The organism is Paenibacillus taichungensis, from assembly GCF_047302525.1.
Lineage (GTDB): Bacteria > Bacillota > Bacilli > Paenibacillales > Paenibacillaceae > Paenibacillus > Paenibacillus taichungensis_B.
On sequence record NZ_CP168020.1, the window covers coordinates 667,288 to 687,239 of the forward strand.

12 protein-coding genes and 3 rRNA genes are annotated in these 19,952 nt (G+C 46.1%); 10 read left to right on the forward strand and 5 right to left on the reverse strand.

Annotation, left to right across the window (positions count from 1 at the left end):
- Position 1: 1 nt before the first annotated feature.
- The 4 genes from ACDJ58_RS03100 (at position 2) to ACDJ58_RS03115 (ending at position 4,386) form a co-directional block, all read left to right on the forward strand.
- A complete protein-coding gene (locus ACDJ58_RS03100) occupies positions 2 to 1,246 on the forward strand; it encodes an FxLYD domain-containing protein (RefSeq protein ID WP_413375395.1) in 1,245 nt (414 codons plus the stop codon).
- A gap of 14 nt (positions 1,247 to 1,260) precedes the next feature.
- Positions 1,261 to 2,412 carry a S1C family serine protease gene (locus ACDJ58_RS03105; protein ID WP_413375397.1) on the forward strand — a complete coding sequence of 384 codons (1,152 nt, stop codon included), beginning with the start codon at positions 1,261 to 1,263 and terminating at the stop codon, positions 2,410 to 2,412.
- A gap of 120 nt (positions 2,413 to 2,532) precedes the next feature.
- A complete protein-coding gene (locus tag ACDJ58_RS03110) occupies positions 2,533 to 3,132 on the forward strand; it encodes a TetR/AcrR family transcriptional regulator (protein WP_063567182.1) in 600 nt (199 codons plus the stop codon).
- 33 nt (positions 3,133 to 3,165) lie between these two features.
- Positions 3,166 to 4,386, forward strand: coding sequence for an MFS transporter (locus ACDJ58_RS03115; protein WP_413375399.1), 1,221 nt, complete (start codon positions 3,166 to 3,168; stop codon positions 4,384 to 4,386).
- Positions 4,387 to 4,483: 97 nt separating this feature from the next.
- On the opposite strand, the gene ACDJ58_RS03120 is transcribed toward ACDJ58_RS03115, so the two are convergent.
- The 3 genes from ACDJ58_RS03120 to licT all read right to left on the reverse strand — a co-directional run bounded on the left by ACDJ58_RS03120 (position 4,484) and on the right by licT (position 8,890).
- Positions 4,484 to 5,893: a glycoside hydrolase family 1 protein gene (locus ACDJ58_RS03120; protein ID WP_413375401.1), complete on the reverse strand. Its 1,410-nt coding sequence runs from the start codon at positions 5,891 to 5,893 to the stop codon at positions 4,484 to 4,486.
- 53 nt (positions 5,894 to 5,946) lie between these two features.
- Positions 5,947 to 7,845 carry a beta-glucoside-specific PTS transporter subunit IIABC gene (locus tag ACDJ58_RS03125; RefSeq protein WP_413375403.1) on the reverse strand — a complete coding sequence of 633 codons (1,899 nt, stop codon included), beginning with the start codon at positions 7,843 to 7,845 and terminating at the stop codon, positions 5,947 to 5,949.
- Between the two features lie 184 nt (positions 7,846 to 8,029).
- Positions 8,030 to 8,890, reverse strand: a complete 861-nt coding sequence (gene licT, locus ACDJ58_RS03130) for a BglG family transcription antiterminator LicT (protein ID WP_413375405.1) — start codon at positions 8,888 to 8,890, stop codon at positions 8,030 to 8,032.
- 311 nt (positions 8,891 to 9,201) lie between these two features.
- On the opposite strand from licT, the gene ACDJ58_RS03135 reads away from it, so the two are divergent.
- Positions 9,202 to 9,369: a DUF3934 family protein gene (locus tag ACDJ58_RS03135; RefSeq protein ID WP_064642109.1), complete on the forward strand. Its 168-nt coding sequence runs from the start codon at positions 9,202 to 9,204 to the stop codon at positions 9,367 to 9,369.
- A 181-nt stretch (positions 9,370 to 9,550) separates the two neighbouring features.
- Here the strand turns inward: ACDJ58_RS03135 and ACDJ58_RS03140 are convergent, their stop codons facing one another.
- Positions 9,551 to 11,317 carry a methyl-accepting chemotaxis protein gene (locus tag ACDJ58_RS03140; RefSeq protein WP_413375408.1) on the reverse strand — a complete coding sequence of 589 codons (1,767 nt, stop codon included), beginning with the start codon at positions 11,315 to 11,317 and terminating at the stop codon, positions 9,551 to 9,553.
- Positions 11,318 to 12,330: 1,013 nt separating this feature from the next.
- On the opposite strand from ACDJ58_RS03140, the gene ACDJ58_RS03145 reads away from it, so the two are divergent.
- The 5 genes from ACDJ58_RS03145 (at position 12,331) to ACDJ58_RS03165 (ending at position 18,815) form a co-directional block, all read left to right on the forward strand.
- Positions 12,331 to 13,882 (forward strand): 16S ribosomal RNA (locus tag ACDJ58_RS03145).
- Positions 13,883 to 14,190: 308 nt separating this feature from the next.
- Positions 14,191 to 17,117: ribosomal RNA gene (locus tag ACDJ58_RS03150) — 23S ribosomal RNA — on the forward strand.
- Positions 17,118 to 17,197: 80 nt separating this feature from the next.
- Positions 17,198 to 17,314 (forward strand): 5S ribosomal RNA (rrf, locus tag ACDJ58_RS03155).
- The 16S, 23S and 5S rRNA genes sit together here, the layout of an rRNA operon.
- Positions 17,315 to 17,538: 224 nt before the next feature.
- Positions 17,539 to 18,162 carry a deoxynucleoside kinase gene (locus tag ACDJ58_RS03160; protein WP_413375410.1) on the forward strand — a complete coding sequence of 208 codons (624 nt, stop codon included), beginning with the start codon at positions 17,539 to 17,541 and terminating at the stop codon, positions 18,160 to 18,162.
- Positions 18,159 to 18,815 (forward strand): deoxynucleoside kinase, encoded by a 657-nt coding sequence (locus ACDJ58_RS03165; RefSeq protein WP_063568457.1) that lies wholly within the window; start codon positions 18,159 to 18,161, stop codon positions 18,813 to 18,815. Before ACDJ58_RS03160 ends, ACDJ58_RS03165 begins: the two co-directional genes overlap by 4 nt.
- A 281-nt stretch (positions 18,816 to 19,096) precedes the next feature.
- Here the strand turns inward: ACDJ58_RS03165 and ACDJ58_RS03170 are convergent, their stop codons facing one another.
- Positions 19,097 to 19,840 carry a MerR family transcriptional regulator gene (locus ACDJ58_RS03170; protein ID WP_413375413.1) on the reverse strand — a complete coding sequence of 248 codons (744 nt, stop codon included), beginning with the start codon at positions 19,838 to 19,840 and terminating at the stop codon, positions 19,097 to 19,099.
- Positions 19,841 to 19,952 lie beyond the last annotated feature (112 nt).

The following is a 19,952-nucleotide window of genomic DNA, read 5'->3' on the forward strand; positions in this document are numbered from 1 at the left end:
GGTGTATTGTCACGTATGTGGGACCAAAAGCAATCCAGGGGACAGCACATGTAGAAAGTGTAGAACGAAATTAAAAGATTCAAGCTCTACTGACGAACAGATTTGGGCAGAAACAGCGGTTGGTCTGGAAAGTGGAACAGGCAAAGCATTAGATCAGTTATCCAGACAGCATCAGTCTGCACCGAAGCAGAGCAACGTAGTACAAGGCCGAGCATTTAGCTGGATTATTCCACTGCTTCTAGCAGCGGTGATGGGGGCCTTGTTGACTTATTATTACAAGCAGGAGATGGGTATCAATGCGGAAGTAAAATCACTGCATCAACAGGCGGAGCAGGCGGCCTTGGACGGAAAATATCAAGAGGCGCTTCAACTTCTGGATTCGGCTCTTACGAAACGGCCAAACGTTGATGGACTTGTGCAGGATCGCCAAATTACAGCCAAAGCCTTCAATCTGATGAATCAGCTGAACGAAGCTGCGACGAGTTTGAAAACTGGAAAACTTGCTGCAGGTGACAAGACACTCCAGGCTGTAGCGAAAGTGTTGAAAGAGCGAGAAGAACCGGTATTTGCCAAGGTACGTACGACTCTAAACAACAACAAGGTGACACTGGCTGTCCTGAAGGTGAAGAAAGAAATCGATAGTTTGACAACCGTACAGGCACTTGCTGAGAAATTGGACACGGTATCGAAATTGAAAGGCAAGGAAGCAGAGGCGGTTCAGAAACAAATCATCGACAAGCTGGCTGGCCTTAGCTATAAGCAAGCTGAACAGCAAGTGAAGAAAAAGGATTTTACGGCTGCATTGCAAACCGTTGATCTGGGACTGTCCTACGCGCCCGAGGATAACAAACTGACAGCATATCGCGAACGGGTGCTGAGTGAGAAGAAGGCTTTTGAAAAAGCAGAAGCCGATCGAATTCAACTTGCTGAGCAACAAGCGGCAGAAGAAGACCTGAAAAACCGCACAGCAGCGGTGAGCATTGTAGAAGTAGAAGCAACGCTTGATATGTATGGCGATCTGTATATAAGCGGCTCAATCGTGAATAATGCCACTCGGCCTATCTCTTCCGTAACGGTTATGCTGGACATCTACAGCTCAGATGGGGCATATCTCGGTCAAACTTATGCGGATGTGTATCCAAGCTGGCTTGATGTAGGGGATCAAGGATTTTTTGAAACATATTATTACGGTGTGTACGAGGAAGCTGAAGTTTCTGTAGTGAACGCAACGTGGTATCTGGAATAGGAGGACAGGTTGGAATGGCCAAACGAACATGGAGTACGATTATCTCCAGTGCAATCATTATTGGAGCGGGAGCAGGAGGGGTATTCTGGATTCATCAGTATTCAGCAGATCAACTGCAGGATGGACCAAGACTGGCTGTTGTCACTACAAAGGAAACGGCAACCACAGCGTCTAAACCGTCCTCCCAGACAGCCGTGAAGAAAACACGTAAACAGATTATTGAAGAGAGTCAGAAGAAAGTAGTTACGATTGAGAGCAGCAGCGGACTGGGTTCCGGTTTTCTCTACAATGATCAGGGGGATGTGGTAACTAATGCTCACGTGGTGGAGGGCTCGAAAGAAGTAACGATTCGAACCCTGAATCATGAGGAGTATAAGGGAACCGTTATCGGGATTGGAGAAGAGACGGATATTGCTGTCGTCAGGGTGCCTGATCTGAAAAAAGTTAAACCGCTGCCTATCGCCAAATCCAAAGCGGAGACGGGAGATGAGATTCTCGCTTTGGGCAGTCCGCTGGGTCTGGAGAACACCGTAACTACAGGCATTATCAGCGGAGTTGGCCGCAGCTTCGAAATTGCCCCGTATATCTATAGTAATCTGTATCAAATCTCGGCGCCCATTACACACGGCAACAGTGGTGGCCCACTGATCAGTGCGGACACCGGTGAAGTATTGGGCATTAATTCAGCCGTTGTGGAGCAGGAAGGCGGAATCGGGTTCAGCATTCCCATCACCAGCGTATTGAAGCAGGTCCAGGCCTGGTCTGAGAAACCATCATCGTCTAAAACGGCGGTTCAGACGAGTGGCAGTCAGGGAGCGGGAGCAAACTCAGCTTCTTTGGAAGCAGAGGGACTGGTGACCGAATTTTATATGAACCTGAATCTGAATGACTATGTTACCGCCTATGCCTTGCTTGGTAGTGAGTGGCAGAGCGGTATAAGTTATGCCAAGTTCCGTGAAGGTTACATCAACACCAGTTATGTTACCATTGCCGAAGTTTCGTCCTCAGATAAGTCAAATGATGAAATAGAGGTCGCTGCGGTTATTACAGCGGATGAACGAAAAGACGGTGAATTGGTCACCACGAAATATAAAGTTACGTATCAAGTCGGTTATGAAAATGGACAACTGAAAATACTTCATGGTCAAGGAAAAAAAGTGAAATAAAGTTGTGGAGGGAGAATGGGCGCCAAGCCGATTCTCCTTTTTGATTGCTTAAGTTTGATGGTTCTGTTAAAATACAGAACGAACGTTCAGTATGCAAGAGGTGGAGTGAAACGTATGAGTATGAATAAAAAGCAAATTCAAACCGAGCAGACCAAGAAGAAACTTGCGGATGCCTCAAGAGCTCTTTTTGTGCAAAAAGGGTATAAAGCAACTTCTATTGAAGATATCGTGGCTGCGACAGGCAGCAGCAAGGGAAATATCTATTACCATTTTAAAAGTAAGGAAGGCCTCTTTCTGTATCTGATTGATGAGTGGGATCGGGAATGGGAAGAGAATTGGGCGGCCAAGGAACATCTGTATCATACTTCTACGGAGAAGATATACGGCTTGGCAGAACAATTAATCCTCGACGATATGAATCACCCGCTGACAAAGGCGGCAGATGAGTTCTTTACGGGGGAAAAGAAAGAAAATGATATTGAAGAACGAATATCTTTGATGTTTGAGCGCCATATTCAATTTAACAAACAATTGGTGGAACAGGGGATTGAGAGCGGAGAGTTCAAGGCGGACAACGCAGACAATCTTGCGCTCATTCTGGAAAGTACCATTATTGGACTTAGTCAGCTGTCGCGCGGAATGGAGCCAGAACAGGCTCTTGCCTTATACCGCCAAGCGGCTAGCGTATTCTTGTATGGAATAGCAAAAGATAAAGCTTAAGGCAACATTTTGACAACTACGGAGGATGGAATCATGGCATTACTTACACGGAACAGGGGCGCATTGCTGCTGTTAATGTTTAATATTTTTCTCGTTTTTACAGGTATAGGTCTTGTGGTACCTATTATGCCTGCGTACATGGATCTACTGCATATCACCGGGTTCACGGTTGGTTTGCTGGTAGCAGCATTCTCCTTCACACAGTTTCTGTTTTCTCCAGTTGCGGGCCGTTGGTCTGACATCTTGGGACGTAAAAAAATTATTGTTGGCGGCATGTTAATCTTTGCTGTATCGGAGTTTATGTTTGGTGCTGTGAATGCACCATCGCTGCTCTTCGCGGCCCGGATGCTTGGCGGAATCGGTGCAGCGATGATCTTCCCGGCAGTTATGGCGTATACCGCAGATATTACGACAGATGAAGAACGCGGTAGAGGCATGGGATTAATCAATGCGGCAATTACTACAGGATTTATCATTGGACCGGGGATAGGCGGATATATCGCTGACTTTGGTATTCGGATTCCTTTCTATGCCGCAGGTATTGCAGGTTTGCTGGCATCCATCATTACGTTAATTATTTTGCCGGAATCGACCAGAATTACCGGAGAGCAAACCAAACCTGTTGCGGGTGCACCGAAGGTCAAAAGCCCGGGCATGGTATCCCAGTTGCTGCATTCGTACCGGGAGCCTTACTTTTTCAGTTTAATTATTGTATTTGTCATGGCGTTTGGTCTGGCTAACTATGAGACAGTCTTTTCTTTGTTTGTGGATCACAAATTTGGCTTCACCACCAAGGATATTGCATTCATTATTACGTTTGGTTCCATTGCGGGAGCCGTGGTGCAGGTCTCAATGATTGGCTGGCTGTTAAACCGGTTTGGTGAGAAAAAAGTCATTTCGGTCTGCTTGCTTTTTGTAGCCGTATTTGTACTGTTAACCTTGTTTGTAAACACCTACTGGATGATTCTTGTCGTAACGTTTATCGTCTTCCTTGGTATGGATATATTGCGTCCGGCTATCAGTACGCAGATGTCCAAACTGGCGGAAGAACAGCAAGGCTTTGTGGCCGGATTGAACTCAGCCTATACAAGTTTGGGGAATATCGCAGGTCCAATTGTAGCGGGAGCACTGTTTGATGTGAATATCAACTATCCTTACGTTTCAGCAGCTGTTGTTCTGGCAATCTGTTTCCTGTTATCTCTGCGGGTGTTAAGAGGAGTTAACTCCACAGGTAACGCCAAAGCAGAAATGTAATCCTGATTTGAATAATAATGCGTGAGTGAACCTACACAAAAAGCCAGTCGGCTACACATGAACCATGTGTAAACGACTGGCTTTTTATTTTACAATATTAACGGATTTTTCCATTGGTTTCAATCAGTTTTTGATACCAGTGGAAGCTCTGTTTGCGGATACGTCTTAATTCCTTGATATCGAATTCTTCCCGATCCACGTAGATGAATCCATAACGTTTGCTTGATCCTTGATGTGTACTAACCAGATCAATCGCAGACCAAGGGCAGAAGCCGAATACATCTACACCGTCTGTAATAGCCAGTTGAATCTGCTCGATATGTTTATTGAAAAAATCGATGCGGTAAGGGTCGTTGACCACGTCGCCTTTCTCCAGTTTATCAAATGCACCCAGACCATTCTCGGTAACGATCAATGGCAGATGGTAACGGGAATAGATCTGGCGCAGCGTTGAACGGAAGCCAACGGGATCAATTTCCCAACCAAATTCAGTCTTTTGCAGATTTGGATTTACAGATCCTCTGTAAGCTCCTGGCTCCCCGACGATTTCATGCTGGTCTCCTGTATGGGAGAAGTCATTGCCATCATTCAGGCTTTCACCAACGGTCTGTGATGTATAGTAGTTAAAAGCAATAAAATCAGGGTTTCCTTGAGCCAGGATGTCCATGTCTCCGTCTTCAATGACGGGAGTATATCCTTTTTCTTCGAGATAACTCCAGGCAATATGATTGTAGCGTCCGTATACTGCCATATCGAGATAGAGCCAGTTGCGAATGGCGGCATAGTTATCAGCAGCGAGCGTATCTTCCGGTTTGGAGCTCGCGGGATAGATTACACCGATATTGGGAGCTGGGCCTATTTTGGCTTCAGGCAGCATCTCGTGACACAGAACCATTGCTTTGGCTTGAGCGACCAGCATGTGGTGATTTTGTTGATACAGTGTTTTTTGCGGATCAACAAGCGTTGTATCCAGTGTACCCAGAGAGCTGGGATGCAGGATCAGCATATTTTGTTCGTTGATGGTCAGCCAATATTTAACCCGGTCACCGTAGTTCTCATAAAGTGTTTTGGCATATTGTTCAAAGGCATCTATCGTTGCACGGTTGGACCAGCCCCCGTTTTCTTCGAGCGCATAAGGAAGATCAAAGTGATACATGGTCACGATGGGCTCAATACCGTATTTAATCAACTCATCAATCAAGGAATCATAGAATGCGAGTCCCTTTGGATTTACTTCCCCTGCGCCTTGCGGATAGATGCGAGTCCAGGCGATGGAGAAACGGTAGGCTTTGAAGCCCATTTCGGCCATCAGGGCCACATCTTCTTTGTACATATGATAGTGATCACTTGTTACCTTGAAGTCGGTTACGCCTTCCACATGGTTGCCCATGTCGATAACAGAAGGGCCTTTGCCATCTTCATTCCAGGCTCCCTCAAACTGATAGGCGGAGGTTGAACCTCCCCAGAAGAAATCTTTAGGAAATGGTTTAAGTTGAGTATGCTTCATTGTTAGTTCCTCCTAAATTGAATACATATGATATAAGTTGAGTTAGACAAGAGTTAGACAACCAAAGTCAACAGGACATCGTTTTTCTGTACATGTTCTTGAGTCGTTTCGAATACATCCACTTCCTGCTGCGTGAGAGTAATAATGACGGGAGTCACGGTTTCGTATCCGGCTTCCTTGATTTTATCGATTTCAAATTGGATCAGCAGATCGCCCTGTCTAACGATGTCGCCTTCCTGAACGACAGGATTGAAATGTTTTCCCTTCAGGGCTACCGTGTTAATACCAATGTGAATCAAAATCTCGGTACCTGCGTTGGTCGTTAATCCAATGGCATGTCCAGTTGGGAAGAGTGAAGTTACAACGCCATCCACGGGAGCAACGACTTCACCAATCTCAGGAACAATCGCCAATCCTTTACCCATGGCACCTGTTGAGAAAGCAGGGTCGTTGATGGTGTTTAGGGCTACAGCTTTACCTGTAAGCGGACTATAAATTTGTTCCTTTTTGATTTCAGTTGTTTTTGCCTCAGGTACGACAGGAAGTTCTTCCGGTGTGCTTTCAGTCGATGTATTGGAGATAGATTCATTTTTTTCGGAAGCTGTGTCTTTGGTTTTACTTTCATATCCGAACATCACGGTCAATACCGCTGCTACAGCAAAGGAGCAAGCGATCGCAATCACGTAGACAACCGTTGGTGTATAGACAGGAATGGCAAATATATTGTGGAACACATAGGCAGTCATTTTAACGCCAAAGTGACCATTAATGGCGCCGCCGATCGCACCTGCAATGACAACGATAGGAATCACTCGTTTATAACGCAAGATCAGACCGTATACGATCGGTTCAGTGACACCTGCAAGTAAACCGGTAAGGCTGGTGGAGCCTGCAAGGGTTCGCAGGGCTTTGTTCTTTTTGGCTTTCAGGAAAATACCAAATGCTACACCGATTTGTGCAAACACGGCTGCAGCAGCCATAGCTTCAATTGGATCGCCGCCAACCCCGATATTCTGAATCGTGATTGGTGTGAAGCCCCAGTGGAGTCCGAAGACAACCATGAAGGTCATGAATCCACCCAGTACAATTCCTGACAAAATGCCGCTGACGCCAATAAGCCAAGTTACCCCGGAGGAGATCCAGTCACCTACCGTGGTGCCGAAAGGGCCGAAGGCCATTGCGGACAAAGGAACCATAATCATCAGAGCAATCATCGGTACCAGGAACAATTGCAGATCTTTCAAAATGATTTTCTTCAGTAGTTTGTCGAGTACAGCGTAGATGCTGATCGATATGAAAATCGGGAACACGCTGGCTGAATAATTCATCATGACAACGGGTATGCCCAGGAACGATACATCCGAGCCTTTATCCATCAGTCCAGTGAAATTCGGCTCCATCAGAGCGGCACCAATCACACCGGCTACATAAGGATTGGCTTTCAGTTTCATACCGAGTGTGATACCGAGGAAGATAGGCAAGAAATAAAAGACGGCGTTGCCGGCAGCGGATAGAATCAGGTACGTGTCACTTGTATCAGACATCCATCCAAACATGGTCAGGACAGTCAGCAAAGCTTTTAACATACCTGATCCTGCCATGGCCGGGATTAACGGTGAGAAACTTCCGGAAATAATCTCAAAAACTTTGGATAATACCGAGGTTTTTTCTCCCGTGGACTCAGCGGATGAGGAAGAATCCCCTCCAAAATCTCTGTTCTTCACGATCTCTGCATATACATGAGCCACATTGCTGCCAATAACGACCTGGAATTGGCCGCCGCTTTCGACAACGGTAATGATACCTTCGTGTTTCTCCAGCGTTTCGCGTTCTGCCTTTTTCGAATCCTTCAGATCGAATCTCAGCCGGGTTGCACAGTGGACAAGCCCGTTGATATTGGCTTCTCCGCCGACGAGGCGAACGATGTCATCCCCCATTTTTTTATGATCCATGTTCATTCTCCTTTGTTGTTAAGATTGCCTGAAAACAAAAAAATACCTAAACGAATGGCTATGATCATCGGAAAGATGACCTGTTGCCAATCATTTAGGTATCGCCTGCTTTACCAGTAACAATCCTTGTCGTTAAGTTGTGAGACCTACTATAAATGACGCCGAAATCGTTTGCAAGCTTTTTTTATTCAGCGTCCAGCATTTCGTTACGTGAAGTGACACGGTGGATGTGGATCGTCAAATACACTTTTTCATCAATGGACATGGCGCTTTCAAACTTCTCTTCAAGGTATTGATTAATCAGTTGTGTACACTGAAAAGCCTTGGCATATTTATCTTTAACCTGCTCATACAAGAAATTATCACCCGATGCAAATTGCTCCTGTTCATTACTCAGCATTCTCTGTACAAAGTATTGCAGATGGGTAATAAACCGGGAATAATTAAATGAATTTTCATCCAGGGCAATGTGGTAATGATTGGTGACAATGTTGAAAATATCATCAATAACCTCGGTAATTTCAACCGTTTGTTTCATACCCTGACCATCTTGTCGGGCGTTGACAAAATGCATGGCAATAAAGCTGGCCTCATGCTCATCCATTTGGATGCCGAATTGTTCCTGAATCAGATGCACGGCATTCATGCCAATCCAAAATTCCTTTTTGTAAAACTTCTTGATTTGCCACAAAAGGGAGTTCTTCAGTCCGACGGATTTACGGTACCTTGTAATGGCGAATTGAATATGATCAATCAACGAAATATAGATATTATCACTAAAAATATCGCCCATTTCCTGTTTGGCATACCCTACAATTTCGTCAGCCAATTTTAAATATTCAACCGATGTTTCACCGATCAGGTCAATCAATTTTTGCGGTATTTTATCCGATTTCAGCACAAAGGTTTTCTCGATTTTATCCTCATCCACGGGCTGTCCATTTTTCTTCTTGAAACCCAGACCGTTGCCGATGACAACAAACTCTTGGCCTACCTGATTCTCGGCGCGAATGACGTTGTTGTTGAAAATCTGTCGGATGATCATATATGTGTTCACCTCAATAGCTCGTAATAATAACAAAAAACCCAAACAAAGGCTTATTAGACAGCCTTTTGTTTGGGTATCGCCTGCTTACCAGTAACAATCCCGAAGAAGACGCAGCTTCCTCTTTCAATTATGTCCACTATACCGCTTTCATAACAGAATAACAATACAATGATTTATGGAAATGAACGTAAAGACGTCAATTTTTGTTATAATAAGAAAGCTGGAAGTGAAGAAGATGGGCTGGGTTGCATAATAAGTTACCGAGGACGGTCATTTTTAAGCATATACAGGATTATTGGAGTGATAACATGAGCAAAGCAAAAGGAAAAGGCGGTACCGGCCGCGGTACTGGCAAAAAAGGCTGGAACCGTTGGCAAGCCGCCGCTAACCGGGCGAAAAGTGCCCCGAAGCCTTATAAAAGTAAAGGCACAAAGAATAAAACCGATGCCGAAACGCCAAGTGACAAGTCCGTGTAAATGGGCACGAGATAGAGTAGAGAAGGGATCTGACCTAAATACAGGGATGGTCTCTTTTTTATTTCGTCGCAAGCGCATCATATTAAACGAATAGAAAAAAACCAAGAGCAGGAATTACCCTCAAGCATCTTGGTTTTTTTGTTATTAACGTTCTTATTGTTTATTTACTTGGTATTCAGCTCTAGTTAGCTCTTACTTTGAAGAAGGAGATCAGTTCTTGCAATTGGCCCGATACAGCCGAGAGTTCATCAGAGGCAGCAACAATGGAAGCCATGGATGATTCCTGTTCGGCAATGGATTGCTCAATCTGTTTGCTGCTATGTGCTGCTTTGCTGACGCTCGCAGACAACTCATCCGCAGTAGCGGACATTTCCTGTGTGCTGGCGGATATTTCTTCGGTTGAGCTGGAGATATCCTGAATTTGGTTAGCGACTTTGTTCGTAGCTGTCAGAATATCTTCAAAGAATTGACCCGTCTCCATAGTTACTTGAGATCCCTTCTCCACTTCTTGGGAGCCTAGCTGCATGGCTTCGGCAGATTGAAGGATATCGCGTTGAATTCCGTCAATCAAGGTACGGATCTGTTTAGCAGAATCCTGGGACTGTTCAGCGAGTTTGCGTACTTCCCCTGCAACCACCGCGAACCCTTTTCCTTCCTCACCAACACGAGCCGCCTCAATGGAAGCATTCAGGGCGAGCAAATTAGTCTGATCTGCAATCTGTGTAATCATATTTACGATGCTGCTAATTTCGTTGGAGCGGCTTTCCAAAGACTGTATCGATTCCGAAGTGTGCTGCACCGCACCAGAGATGAGTCTCATCTGCTCAACCACTTGTTGCATAATCTCATGACCTGTATTAGAACGTTGTTCCATGTTTAATGCCTCATCCGCAACATCTGCAGAACTGCTGGCAATCGTCTGCACAACGGTAGACATTTCTGTCATTGCTCGGGCACTTTCCACGCTGGCCTGATCCTGAGAGCGAAGGCCGTGAGAGATGTCCCGGATATTGCTGCTGATCATCTGGATATTATCGTTATTTTTCTCGGAAATATCTAATAATTTCTTGGATGAGTCAGAGAGATGATAGGATGTCGATTGGACTTTGAACATCGTGTCATTGAATCGCTGAATCATCGTATTGAATTTTTCATTGATAATTCCCAGATCATCCCGTCCGGTTTGGATGGTTACATCCAGATTGCCTGCGCTTGCAGTCTCAATCCCCTTCATAAGGTCACGGATTGGCTTAAGTGTTTTCTTCAATAGGATATACTGCAGTACCATAAACAGGATCAGGAAACCGATAAGGAAAATACTACTGTATGTAATCAGCTTATGAAGTCCTTTTGGAACTGCGTTTGCATCAACGTCGAAGTAAAGTGCGGCGTACATTTTTCCTTCGGCATTTTTAATAGGGTACATAATCGTAGTCCAAGTACCGTATTCGTCCGTATAAAAGCTGCTTAATGCAGGTTCCTCGTCGTTTTTCATACCTTCAAGAGCTATAACATTTTTCTGTGGTAATGGATACATTGAACCTGCTGCCATATTGCTTTCTTCAAAAGGCCCCAACAAATTAGTAGGAATCGCGATGATGGACGTCTGATTTCCTTCCTTCAGTTCAGTGCCGAAGATATAGGCTTGTGCAATATTGGGATATAGCTCGTGGATGGAATCCAGGTATTCTCTTAATTCTTTCTGAACAGGTCCAGAATAACTTTTCTCTTTTACTGCTTCAAGTACTTTGTGTGTATCCAGATCATCAAACCATTTCTGTGTTGTAACTTCAGCCTGCTCGTACAATTGTTGACTCAGAATATTCTTTTGCAGTTGATATCCCGCAGTAATGAGGATAACCCCAATCAACATAATGCTGCCGAATGAAATAACGAGATTTTTAGCAAAGAAGGGAAGAGTACTCCACCTTATCTTATCTAACAACATAGTTCACTCCTTTTTCTAATTGTGACCATCTTGATGCGTGTTCGCTCTAGGTATGGTGCTTCGTATCCATGTGATATATCGTAATAGGGTTAGACTAATGTTAGTTTTTGAATGAAAATGATGCTTTAGTACCAAGGTTTTCAGAATACTTCTCATTTCTTTCATTATTGTGTTCATTATTGAAAAATGCGCAAATCTATAACGGCAATTTCTTTGAAGATTGGGGAAATTAAATGCCAAAAGGAATAAGTTCCCTTCATTTTAAGAAGTGAATTGTGCCTAACATGTATATACATAAAGGGGAGAGGGATTTATGTTGAAATAAAGATATGCGCATATATGAAATACATTAATACGCAAAAATGACTCTAAACGAGACTTGGCGAATATCGAAAAGATCAATGAACGATATCCTATTACTGTAATGAAAGACAGCAGTATATAGATGAAGGTAACTTAATGAGTAGTGACATTAATGAAGAAAAGTTTTCATGACCCTACGAGACAAAATGTTCATTAGAGCTTAGACGTTGGGATTACAGCCAATATAGGCTATCCCATAGAACTCATAGAGCGGTTCCGTAGAATTTCGTTAGCTTAACAACCGCTGGAGTGCATCTATAATAGGAGAGTAGATCAACTAAATGTAGTGAAATAAAATCATTTTATAATATGGGTTGTAATTAGTATTAGAACATGATATATTATTAATCCGGCCAAGAAAACACGAGAAACACGGTGCGGCAAGCGAATGAAATAAGCTTCGAAAGAAACTAAAAAAAATGCTTGCAAAGTTGGTTCGGACGTGATAATATATAAGAGTTGCTGAAGAGAACAACACACGGCAATGAAACAAGTTTGATCTTTGAAAACTGAACAACGAGTGAGTAAACATTCTGCTTGCAGAATGAACGCGAAAGTTCGAGACAAGCCTTGGCTTGAATTGACTGGAGCATAAATGAGATTTTTAATCTCGTCAGTTTCAAAATGAGCTTATCGCTCTTTTCAATACTTTATTGGAGAGTTTGATCCTGGCTCAGGACGAACGCTGGCGGCATGCCTAATACATGCAAGTCGAGCGGACTATCAGAGAAGCTTGCTTCTCTGATAGTTAGCGGCGGACGGGTGAGTAACACGTAGGCAACCTGCCCTCAAGTTTGGGACAACTACCGGAAACGGTAGCTAATACCGAATAGTTGTTTTCTTCACCTGAAGAGAACTGGAAAGACGGAGCAATCTGTCACTTGGGGATGGGCCTGCGGCGCATTAGCTAGTTGGTGGGGTAACGGCTCACCAAGGCGACGATGCGTAGCCGACCTGAGAGGGTGATCGGCCACACTGGGACTGAGACACGGCCCAGACTCCTACGGGAGGCAGCAGTAGGGAATCTTCCGCAATGGGCGAAAGCCTGACGGAGCAATGCCGCGTGAGTGATGAAGGTTTTCGGATCGTAAAGCTCTGTTGCCAGGGAAGAACGCTTGGGAGAGTAACTGCTCTCAAGGTGACGGTACCTGAGAAGAAAGCCCCGGCTAACTACGTGCCAGCAGCCGCGGTAATACGTAGGGGGCAAGCGTTGTCCGGAATTATTGGGCGTAAAGCGCGCGCAGGCGGTCATTTAAGTCTGGTGTTTAATCCCGGGGCTCAACCCCGGATCGCACTGGAAACTGGGTGACTTGAGTGCAGAAGAGGAGAGTGGAATTCCACGTGTAGCGGTGAAATGCGTAGATATGTGGAGGAACACCAGTGGCGAAGGCGACTCTCTGGGCTGTAACTGACGCTGAGGCGCGAAAGCGTGGGGAGCAAACAGGATTAGATACCCTGGTAGTCCACGCCGTAAACGATGAGTGCTAGGTGTTAGGGGTTTCGATACCCTTGGTGCCGAAGTTAACACATTAAGCACTCCGCCTGGGGAGTACGGTCGCAAGACTGAAACTCAAAGGAATTGACGGGGACCCGCACAAGCAGTGGAGTATGTGGTTTAATTCGAAGCAACGCGAAGAACCTTACCAGGTCTTGACATCCCTCTGATCGGTACAGAGATGTATCTTTCCTTCGGGACAGAGGAGACAGGTGGTGCATGGTTGTCGTCAGCTCGTGTCGTGAGATGTTGGGTTAAGTCCCGCAACGAGCGCAACCCTTGATCTTAGTTGCCAGCACTTCGGGTGGGCACTCTAAGGTGACTGCCGGTGACAAACCGGAGGAAGGTGGGGATGACGTCAAATCATCATGCCCCTTATGACCTGGGCTACACACGTACTACAATGGCCGGTACAACGGGCTGTGAAGCCGCGAGGTGGAACGAATCCTAAAAAGCCGGTCTCAGTTCGGATTGCAGGCTGCAACTCGCCTGCATGAAGTCGGAATTGCTAGTAATCGCGGATCAGCATGCCGCGGTGAATACGTTCCCGGGTCTTGTACACACCGCCCGTCACACCACGAGAGTTTATAACACCCGAAGTCGGTGGGGTAACCGCAAGGAGCCAGCCGCCGAAGGTGGGATAGATGATTGGGGTGAAGTCGTAACAAGGTAGCCGTATCGGAAGGTGCGGCTGGATCACCTCCTTTCTATGGAGAATCGTTTCCCGCGTGGAAACATTCAAATATGCAGCTTAGCTGCAAAACTTACTCACTCGTTGCTCAGTTTTGAGAGCTCAAACTCTCAAACAGCTTGCTTTTGCATGGAGCTTGTTCTTTGAAAACTAGATATCGAAACGAAATTTTGCGATTTAGAACATTCCTTTTTAAGCTGAACTTGTGTTAAACAAGTTTAAATAAATAGTGAAAACTGCATTGCGATGGTATTGAATGGGAGCGACTTTTGGCTTTGCGTAAGCAAAACAAGGGAAGCGAGCAGTCGAAACCGGAGCAAATATGGTTAAGCTACTAAGAGCACACGGAGGATGCCTAGGCGCTAGGAGCCGATGAAGGACGTGGCGAACAACGAAACTGCCTCGGGGAGCTGTAAGCAAGCTTTGATCCGGGGGTGTCCGAATGGGGAAACCCAGCTGGGGTAATTTCCAGTTACTCATAACTGAATACATAGGTTATGCAGAGGCATACCAAGGGAACTGAAACATCTAAGTACCTTGAGGAAGAGAAAACAATAGTGATTCCGTCAGTAGCGGCGAGCGAACGCGGAGAAGCCCAAACCAGAGAGCTTGCTCTTTGGGGTTGTGGGACATCTCACATGGAGTTACAAAGGAACCGGTTAAACGAAGAGGTCTGGAAAGGCCCGCCAAAGAAGGTAAAAGCCCTGTACTTGAAAGTCTGTTCTCTCCGAGATGTATCCCGAGTAGTGCGGGGCACGTGAAACCCCGTATGAATCCGGCAGGACCATCTGCCAAGGCTAAATACTTCCTAGCGACCGATAGTGAAGCAGTACCGTGAGGGAAAGGTGAAAAGCACCCCGGAAGGGGAGTGAAATAGAACCTGAAACCGTGTGCTTACAAAAAGTCAGAGCCCGTTTTAGGGGTGATGGCGTGCCTTTTGTAGAATGAACCGGCGAGTTACGTTCCCGTGCAAGGTTAAGGTGAAGAGCCGGAGCCGCAGCGAAAGCGAGTCTGAATAGGGCGATTTAGTACGTGGACGTAGACCCGAAACCGGGTGATCTACCCCTGTCCAGGGTGAAGGTGCGGTAACACGCACTGGAGGCCCGAACCCACGCATGTTGAAAAATGCGGGGATGAGGTGGGGGTAGCGGAGAAATTCCAATCGAACTCGGAGATAGCTGGTTCTCCCCGAAATAGCTTTAGGGCTAGCCTCGGAAAACAGAGTCGTGGAGGTAGAGCACTGATTGGGTGCGGGGCCCGCAAGGGTTACCAAGCTCAGTCAAACTCCGAATGCCATAGACTTACTTCCGGGAGTCAGACAGTGAGTGCTAAGATCCATTGTCAAAAGGGAAACAGCCCAGACCATCAGCTAAGGTCCCCAAGTGTGTGTTAAGTGGGAAAGGATGTGGAGTTGCACAGACAACCAGGATGTTGGCTTAGAAGCAGCCACCATTGAAAGAGTGCGTAATAGCTCACTGGTCGAGTGACTCTGCGCCGAAAATGTAACGGGGCTAAACACACCACCGAAGCTATGGCTTGATGCTTTGCATCAGGGGTAGGGGAGCGTTGTATAAGGGTTGAAGGTGTACCGTAAGGAGCGCTGGACATTATACAAGTGAGAATGCCGGTATGAGTAACGAAAAGATCAGTGAGAATCTGATCCGCCGAAAGCCTAAGGGTTCCTGAGGAAGGCTCGTCCGCTCAGGGTAAGTCGGGACCTAAGGCGAGGCCGAAAGGCGTAGTCGAAGGACAACAGGTCGAAATTCCTGTACCACCGTAAGCCGTTATGAGCAATGGGGGGACGCAGCAGGGTAGTGACGCGGACTGATGGATGTCCGTCTAAGCAGTGAGGCTGATGTGTAGGCAAATCCGCACATCGTTAAGGCTGGACTGTGATGGGGAGCGAAAATTATAGTAGCGAAGGTCATGATCTCACACTGCCAAGAAAAGCCTCTAGCCAGGTGATGGTGCCCGTACCGCAAACCGACACAGGTAGGCGAGAAGAGAATTCTAAGGCGCGCGGAAGAACTCTCGTTAAGGAACTCGGCAAAATGACCCCGTAACTTCGGGAGAAGGGGTGCCCCGGTAGTGTGAATAGCACGAGGGGGCCGCAGTGAAAAGGCCCAAGCGACTGTTTAGCAAAAACACAGGTCTGTGCGAAGCCGTAAGGCGAAGTATACGGGCTGACGCCTGCCCGGTGCTGGAAGGTTAAGGGGAGCGGTTAGGAGCAATCCGAAGCTGTGAACCGAAGCCCCAGTAAACGGCGGCCGTAACTATAACGGTCCTAAGGTAGCGAAATTCCTTGTCAGGTAAATTCTGACCCGCACGAATGGCGTAACGACTTGGGCGCTGTCTCAACGAGAGATCCGGTGAAATTTTAATACCTGTGAAGATGCAGGTTACCCGCGACAAGACGGAAAGACCCCATGGAGCTTTACTGCAGCTTGATATTGAATTTGGGTACGATCTGTACAGGATAGGTGGGAGCCTTTGAAGCAGGAGCGCAAGCTTCTGTGGAGGCACCGTTGGGATACCACCCTGATCGTATCTAGGTTCTAACCTGGTACCGTAATCCGGTGCGGGGACAGTGTCAGGTGGGCAGTTTGACTGGGGCGGTCGCCTCCTAAAGAGTAACGGAGGCGCCCAAAGGTTCCCTCAGAATGGTTGGAAATCATTCGAAGAGTGCAAAGGCATAAGGGAGCTTGACTGCGAGACCTACAAGTCGAGCAGGGACGAAAGTCGGGCTTAGTGATCCGGTGGTACCGCATGGAAGGGCCATCGCTCAACGGATAAAAGCTACCCTGGGGATAACAGGCTTATCTCCCCCAAGAGTCCACATCGACGGGGAGGTTTGGCACCTCGATGTCGGCTCATCGCATCCTGGGGCTGAAGTAGGTCCCAAGGGTTGGGCTGTTCGCCCATTAAAGCGGTACGCGAGCTGGGTTCAGAACGTCGTGAGACAGTTCGGTCCCTATCTGTCGTGGGCGTAGGAAATTTGAGAGGAGCTGTCCTTAGTACGAGAGGACCGGGATGGACGTACCGCTGGTGTACCAGTTGTTCCGCCAGGAGCACCGCTGGGTAGCTATGTACGGAAGGGATAAGCGCTGAAAGCATCTAAGCGTGAAGCCCCCCTCAAGATGAGATTTCCCAGTATGTAAGACCCCTTGAAGACGACGAGGTAGATAGGCTGGGGGTGGAAGTGCAGCAATGCATGGAGCTGACCAGTACTAATCGGTCGAGGGCTTATCCAATATGCAAGTTGTAAATCGCAAATTTCGTTTCGGATCTAGTTTTCAGAGAATGATCTCTGAAGTGTAAGCTAAGCTATGCGTTTGGTGGCGATGGCGGAGGGGTTCCACACGTACCCATCCCGAACACGACCGTTAAGCCCTCTAGCGCCGATGGTACTTGGACCGCAGGGTCCTGGGAGAGTAGGACGCCGCCAAGCAATCAAAAGACACGATCGGACATAAGCGATCGTGTCTTTTTCTGTTATTATGATTTGGGGAATGAATATAACTACTGTAGACTGTTTTATATATCTTCGTCTTAGAGATAAAACTCATTTTATACATAAAATACTGGCCTTCCCATCATCCAAGCTGTGATACAATAGGTGGGGTCTATATAGAAATGGAAGCACGCATGAGTACGAGGAGGAACTGAATCACGATGAAATCAGCCCCGTTTATTGCCGTGGAGGGTCCGATTGGTGCGGGGAAAACAACGTTAGCAACGATGCTTTCTCAGGAATTGAACCTTCCGCTGGTCAAGGAAATTGTAGAAGAGAATCCCTTTTTGGCTTCCTTCTATCAGGATATAGATGAGTGGAGCTTCCAGCTTGAAATGTTTTTTCTGTGTAACCGGTTCAAGCAACTGGAAGATACAGGCGTGCACTATATTAAGAAGAATACACCCGTCATTTCGGACTATCATATCTATAAAAATATGATTTTTGCGGATCGTACCTTAAAGGGAACGAAACGGGACAAATACCGTCAAATCTATCATCTCTTAACGGATGATCTGCCGAAACCCAATCTGGTGCTCTATATTGAGGCTGAACTCGATACATTGATGAACCGTATCAACAAACGTGGTCGGTCTTTTGAGCAGGATATGGACCCGGCTTATATGGAGCAGTTAATTGCAGATTATAAAACAGGCATGGATTACCTGGCTAGCAGCCCGAATCCACCGATGATCATTAAGGTCAATGCGGAGCAGCTCGATTTTGTAGAACATCCCGAACATTTCAAACAGATTGTTAATCAGGTAAAGGAGTATATCACATGAACAACTATGGCATTCCGGCCAATGCATTAATTACGGTAGCAGGAACCGTTGGGGTGGGGAAATCCACTCTAACAGCGGCACTGGCAGAGCGTTTGAGCTTCAAGACTTCGCTCGAGCAAGTCGACCACAATCCATATCTGGAGAAGTTCTATCATGACTTCGAACGATGGAGCTTCCATTTACAGATATACTTCTTGGCAGAGCGTTTCAAGGAACAGAAGAAAATCTTTGAACTGGGCGGTGGATTTGTACAGGATCGTTCCATCTATGAAGATACAGGTATCTTTGCGCAAATGCATGCGGATCAGGGCACAATGTCGGCTACGGATTTCGAGACGTACAGCAGTTTGTTTGAAGCTATGGTGATGACACCGTATTTCCCTCATCCGGACGTACTGATTTACCTGGAAGGCAGCCTGCCATCCATTCTAAATCGGATTACGGAACGCGGAAGGGAGATGGAGATTCAGACGGACCGTTCCTACTGGGAACATATGCATGAGCGCTATTCGGTATGGATTAATCAATTTACTGCCTGTCCGGTACTGCGTTTGAACATCGATGAGTATGATGTGAATGACCCAGCATCGGTGGATGCCATATTGGCCCAGATTGCTGCTGTCATTAATCCTTCCAACGCGACGCAATTATAAACATTAACTTATCTAAGTATGTTATTCATAGGTTAAAATGAGATCCCCTCTCTGCCAATTCAAGGCTAATAGAGGGGATTTTTTGCGTTATTTTGAGATAAAAGCATGGGCACAGAATCTATTTTAATGATTATAAGATAGTAGAAATTTGTTGAATAAAAGGTGTATGCATATAGCAATAGGTGGGTTCGAGTGATGTCCTAATAGCTTAAGAAAGCATATGAATACTTAATGGCAGTTGACGTTGGATGATACAAAATGGTAACTAACTTAACGCCTGATTAGCTGTTTTGGTCAGCAAACACAGCCATGGCATCCCTCATAAATACAGCCAAGCCTTCACCGAATTGATCAATATTACGTGTAAAACGTTCGTCGTCCACGTACATTTGGCCCAACCCTCTGAAGACTTCAGGAGAATAATTGCCCATGTTGTTCAGATAGCTGTACCATTCCGAGATTCCGGCTTGAGCTTCGGCAGAGTTTGGATCCGTGTGACGAATTGCTGCAAGACGGGTGTAGATTGAATTCATTTGATCGGATAGAGCTTTTTGCTCCCCAGGAGAATGGTTGTGTAACTTTTGATTAGCCTGATCCACTGCTTGGTCTCCCCAACGTTCCCGCGCTTCCTGTTCATATGGATTATGACTGAAATTAAACCCTTCAAATTGTTCTTTGGCTGTCATCTTAATTTCTCCTCTCACGTGTTGAACCGATTTATCAATGGTGGCGATCATTTGGTCCAACCGCTGGCGTTTCTCCAGCAAAATACGGCGATGCATATTCAGGGCTTCTTCTCGATCGAAAGATGGATTGTTTATAATCTCCTTGATATCTTTCAGAGAGAAATCGAGTTCTTTAAAAAATAAAATCTGCTGAAGCATTTCCAGATTGGCATCTGAATACAGTCGATATCCGGCAGAAGTCACTTCGTCCGGTGTTAACAGTCCGATCTCATCATAGTGATGCAGTGTGCGCACACTGATCCCGACAAGTTCGGCCACTTCTTTTACTTTCATGGCCATGATGGAAACCTCCTTACACCACCGATTGTACAGCGTCACGTTACGTGAGAGTCAACTAGTGAAAATAATAAAATAAGATGCAGGCACCGAAGCTGCATCTTGAGAATGTGCT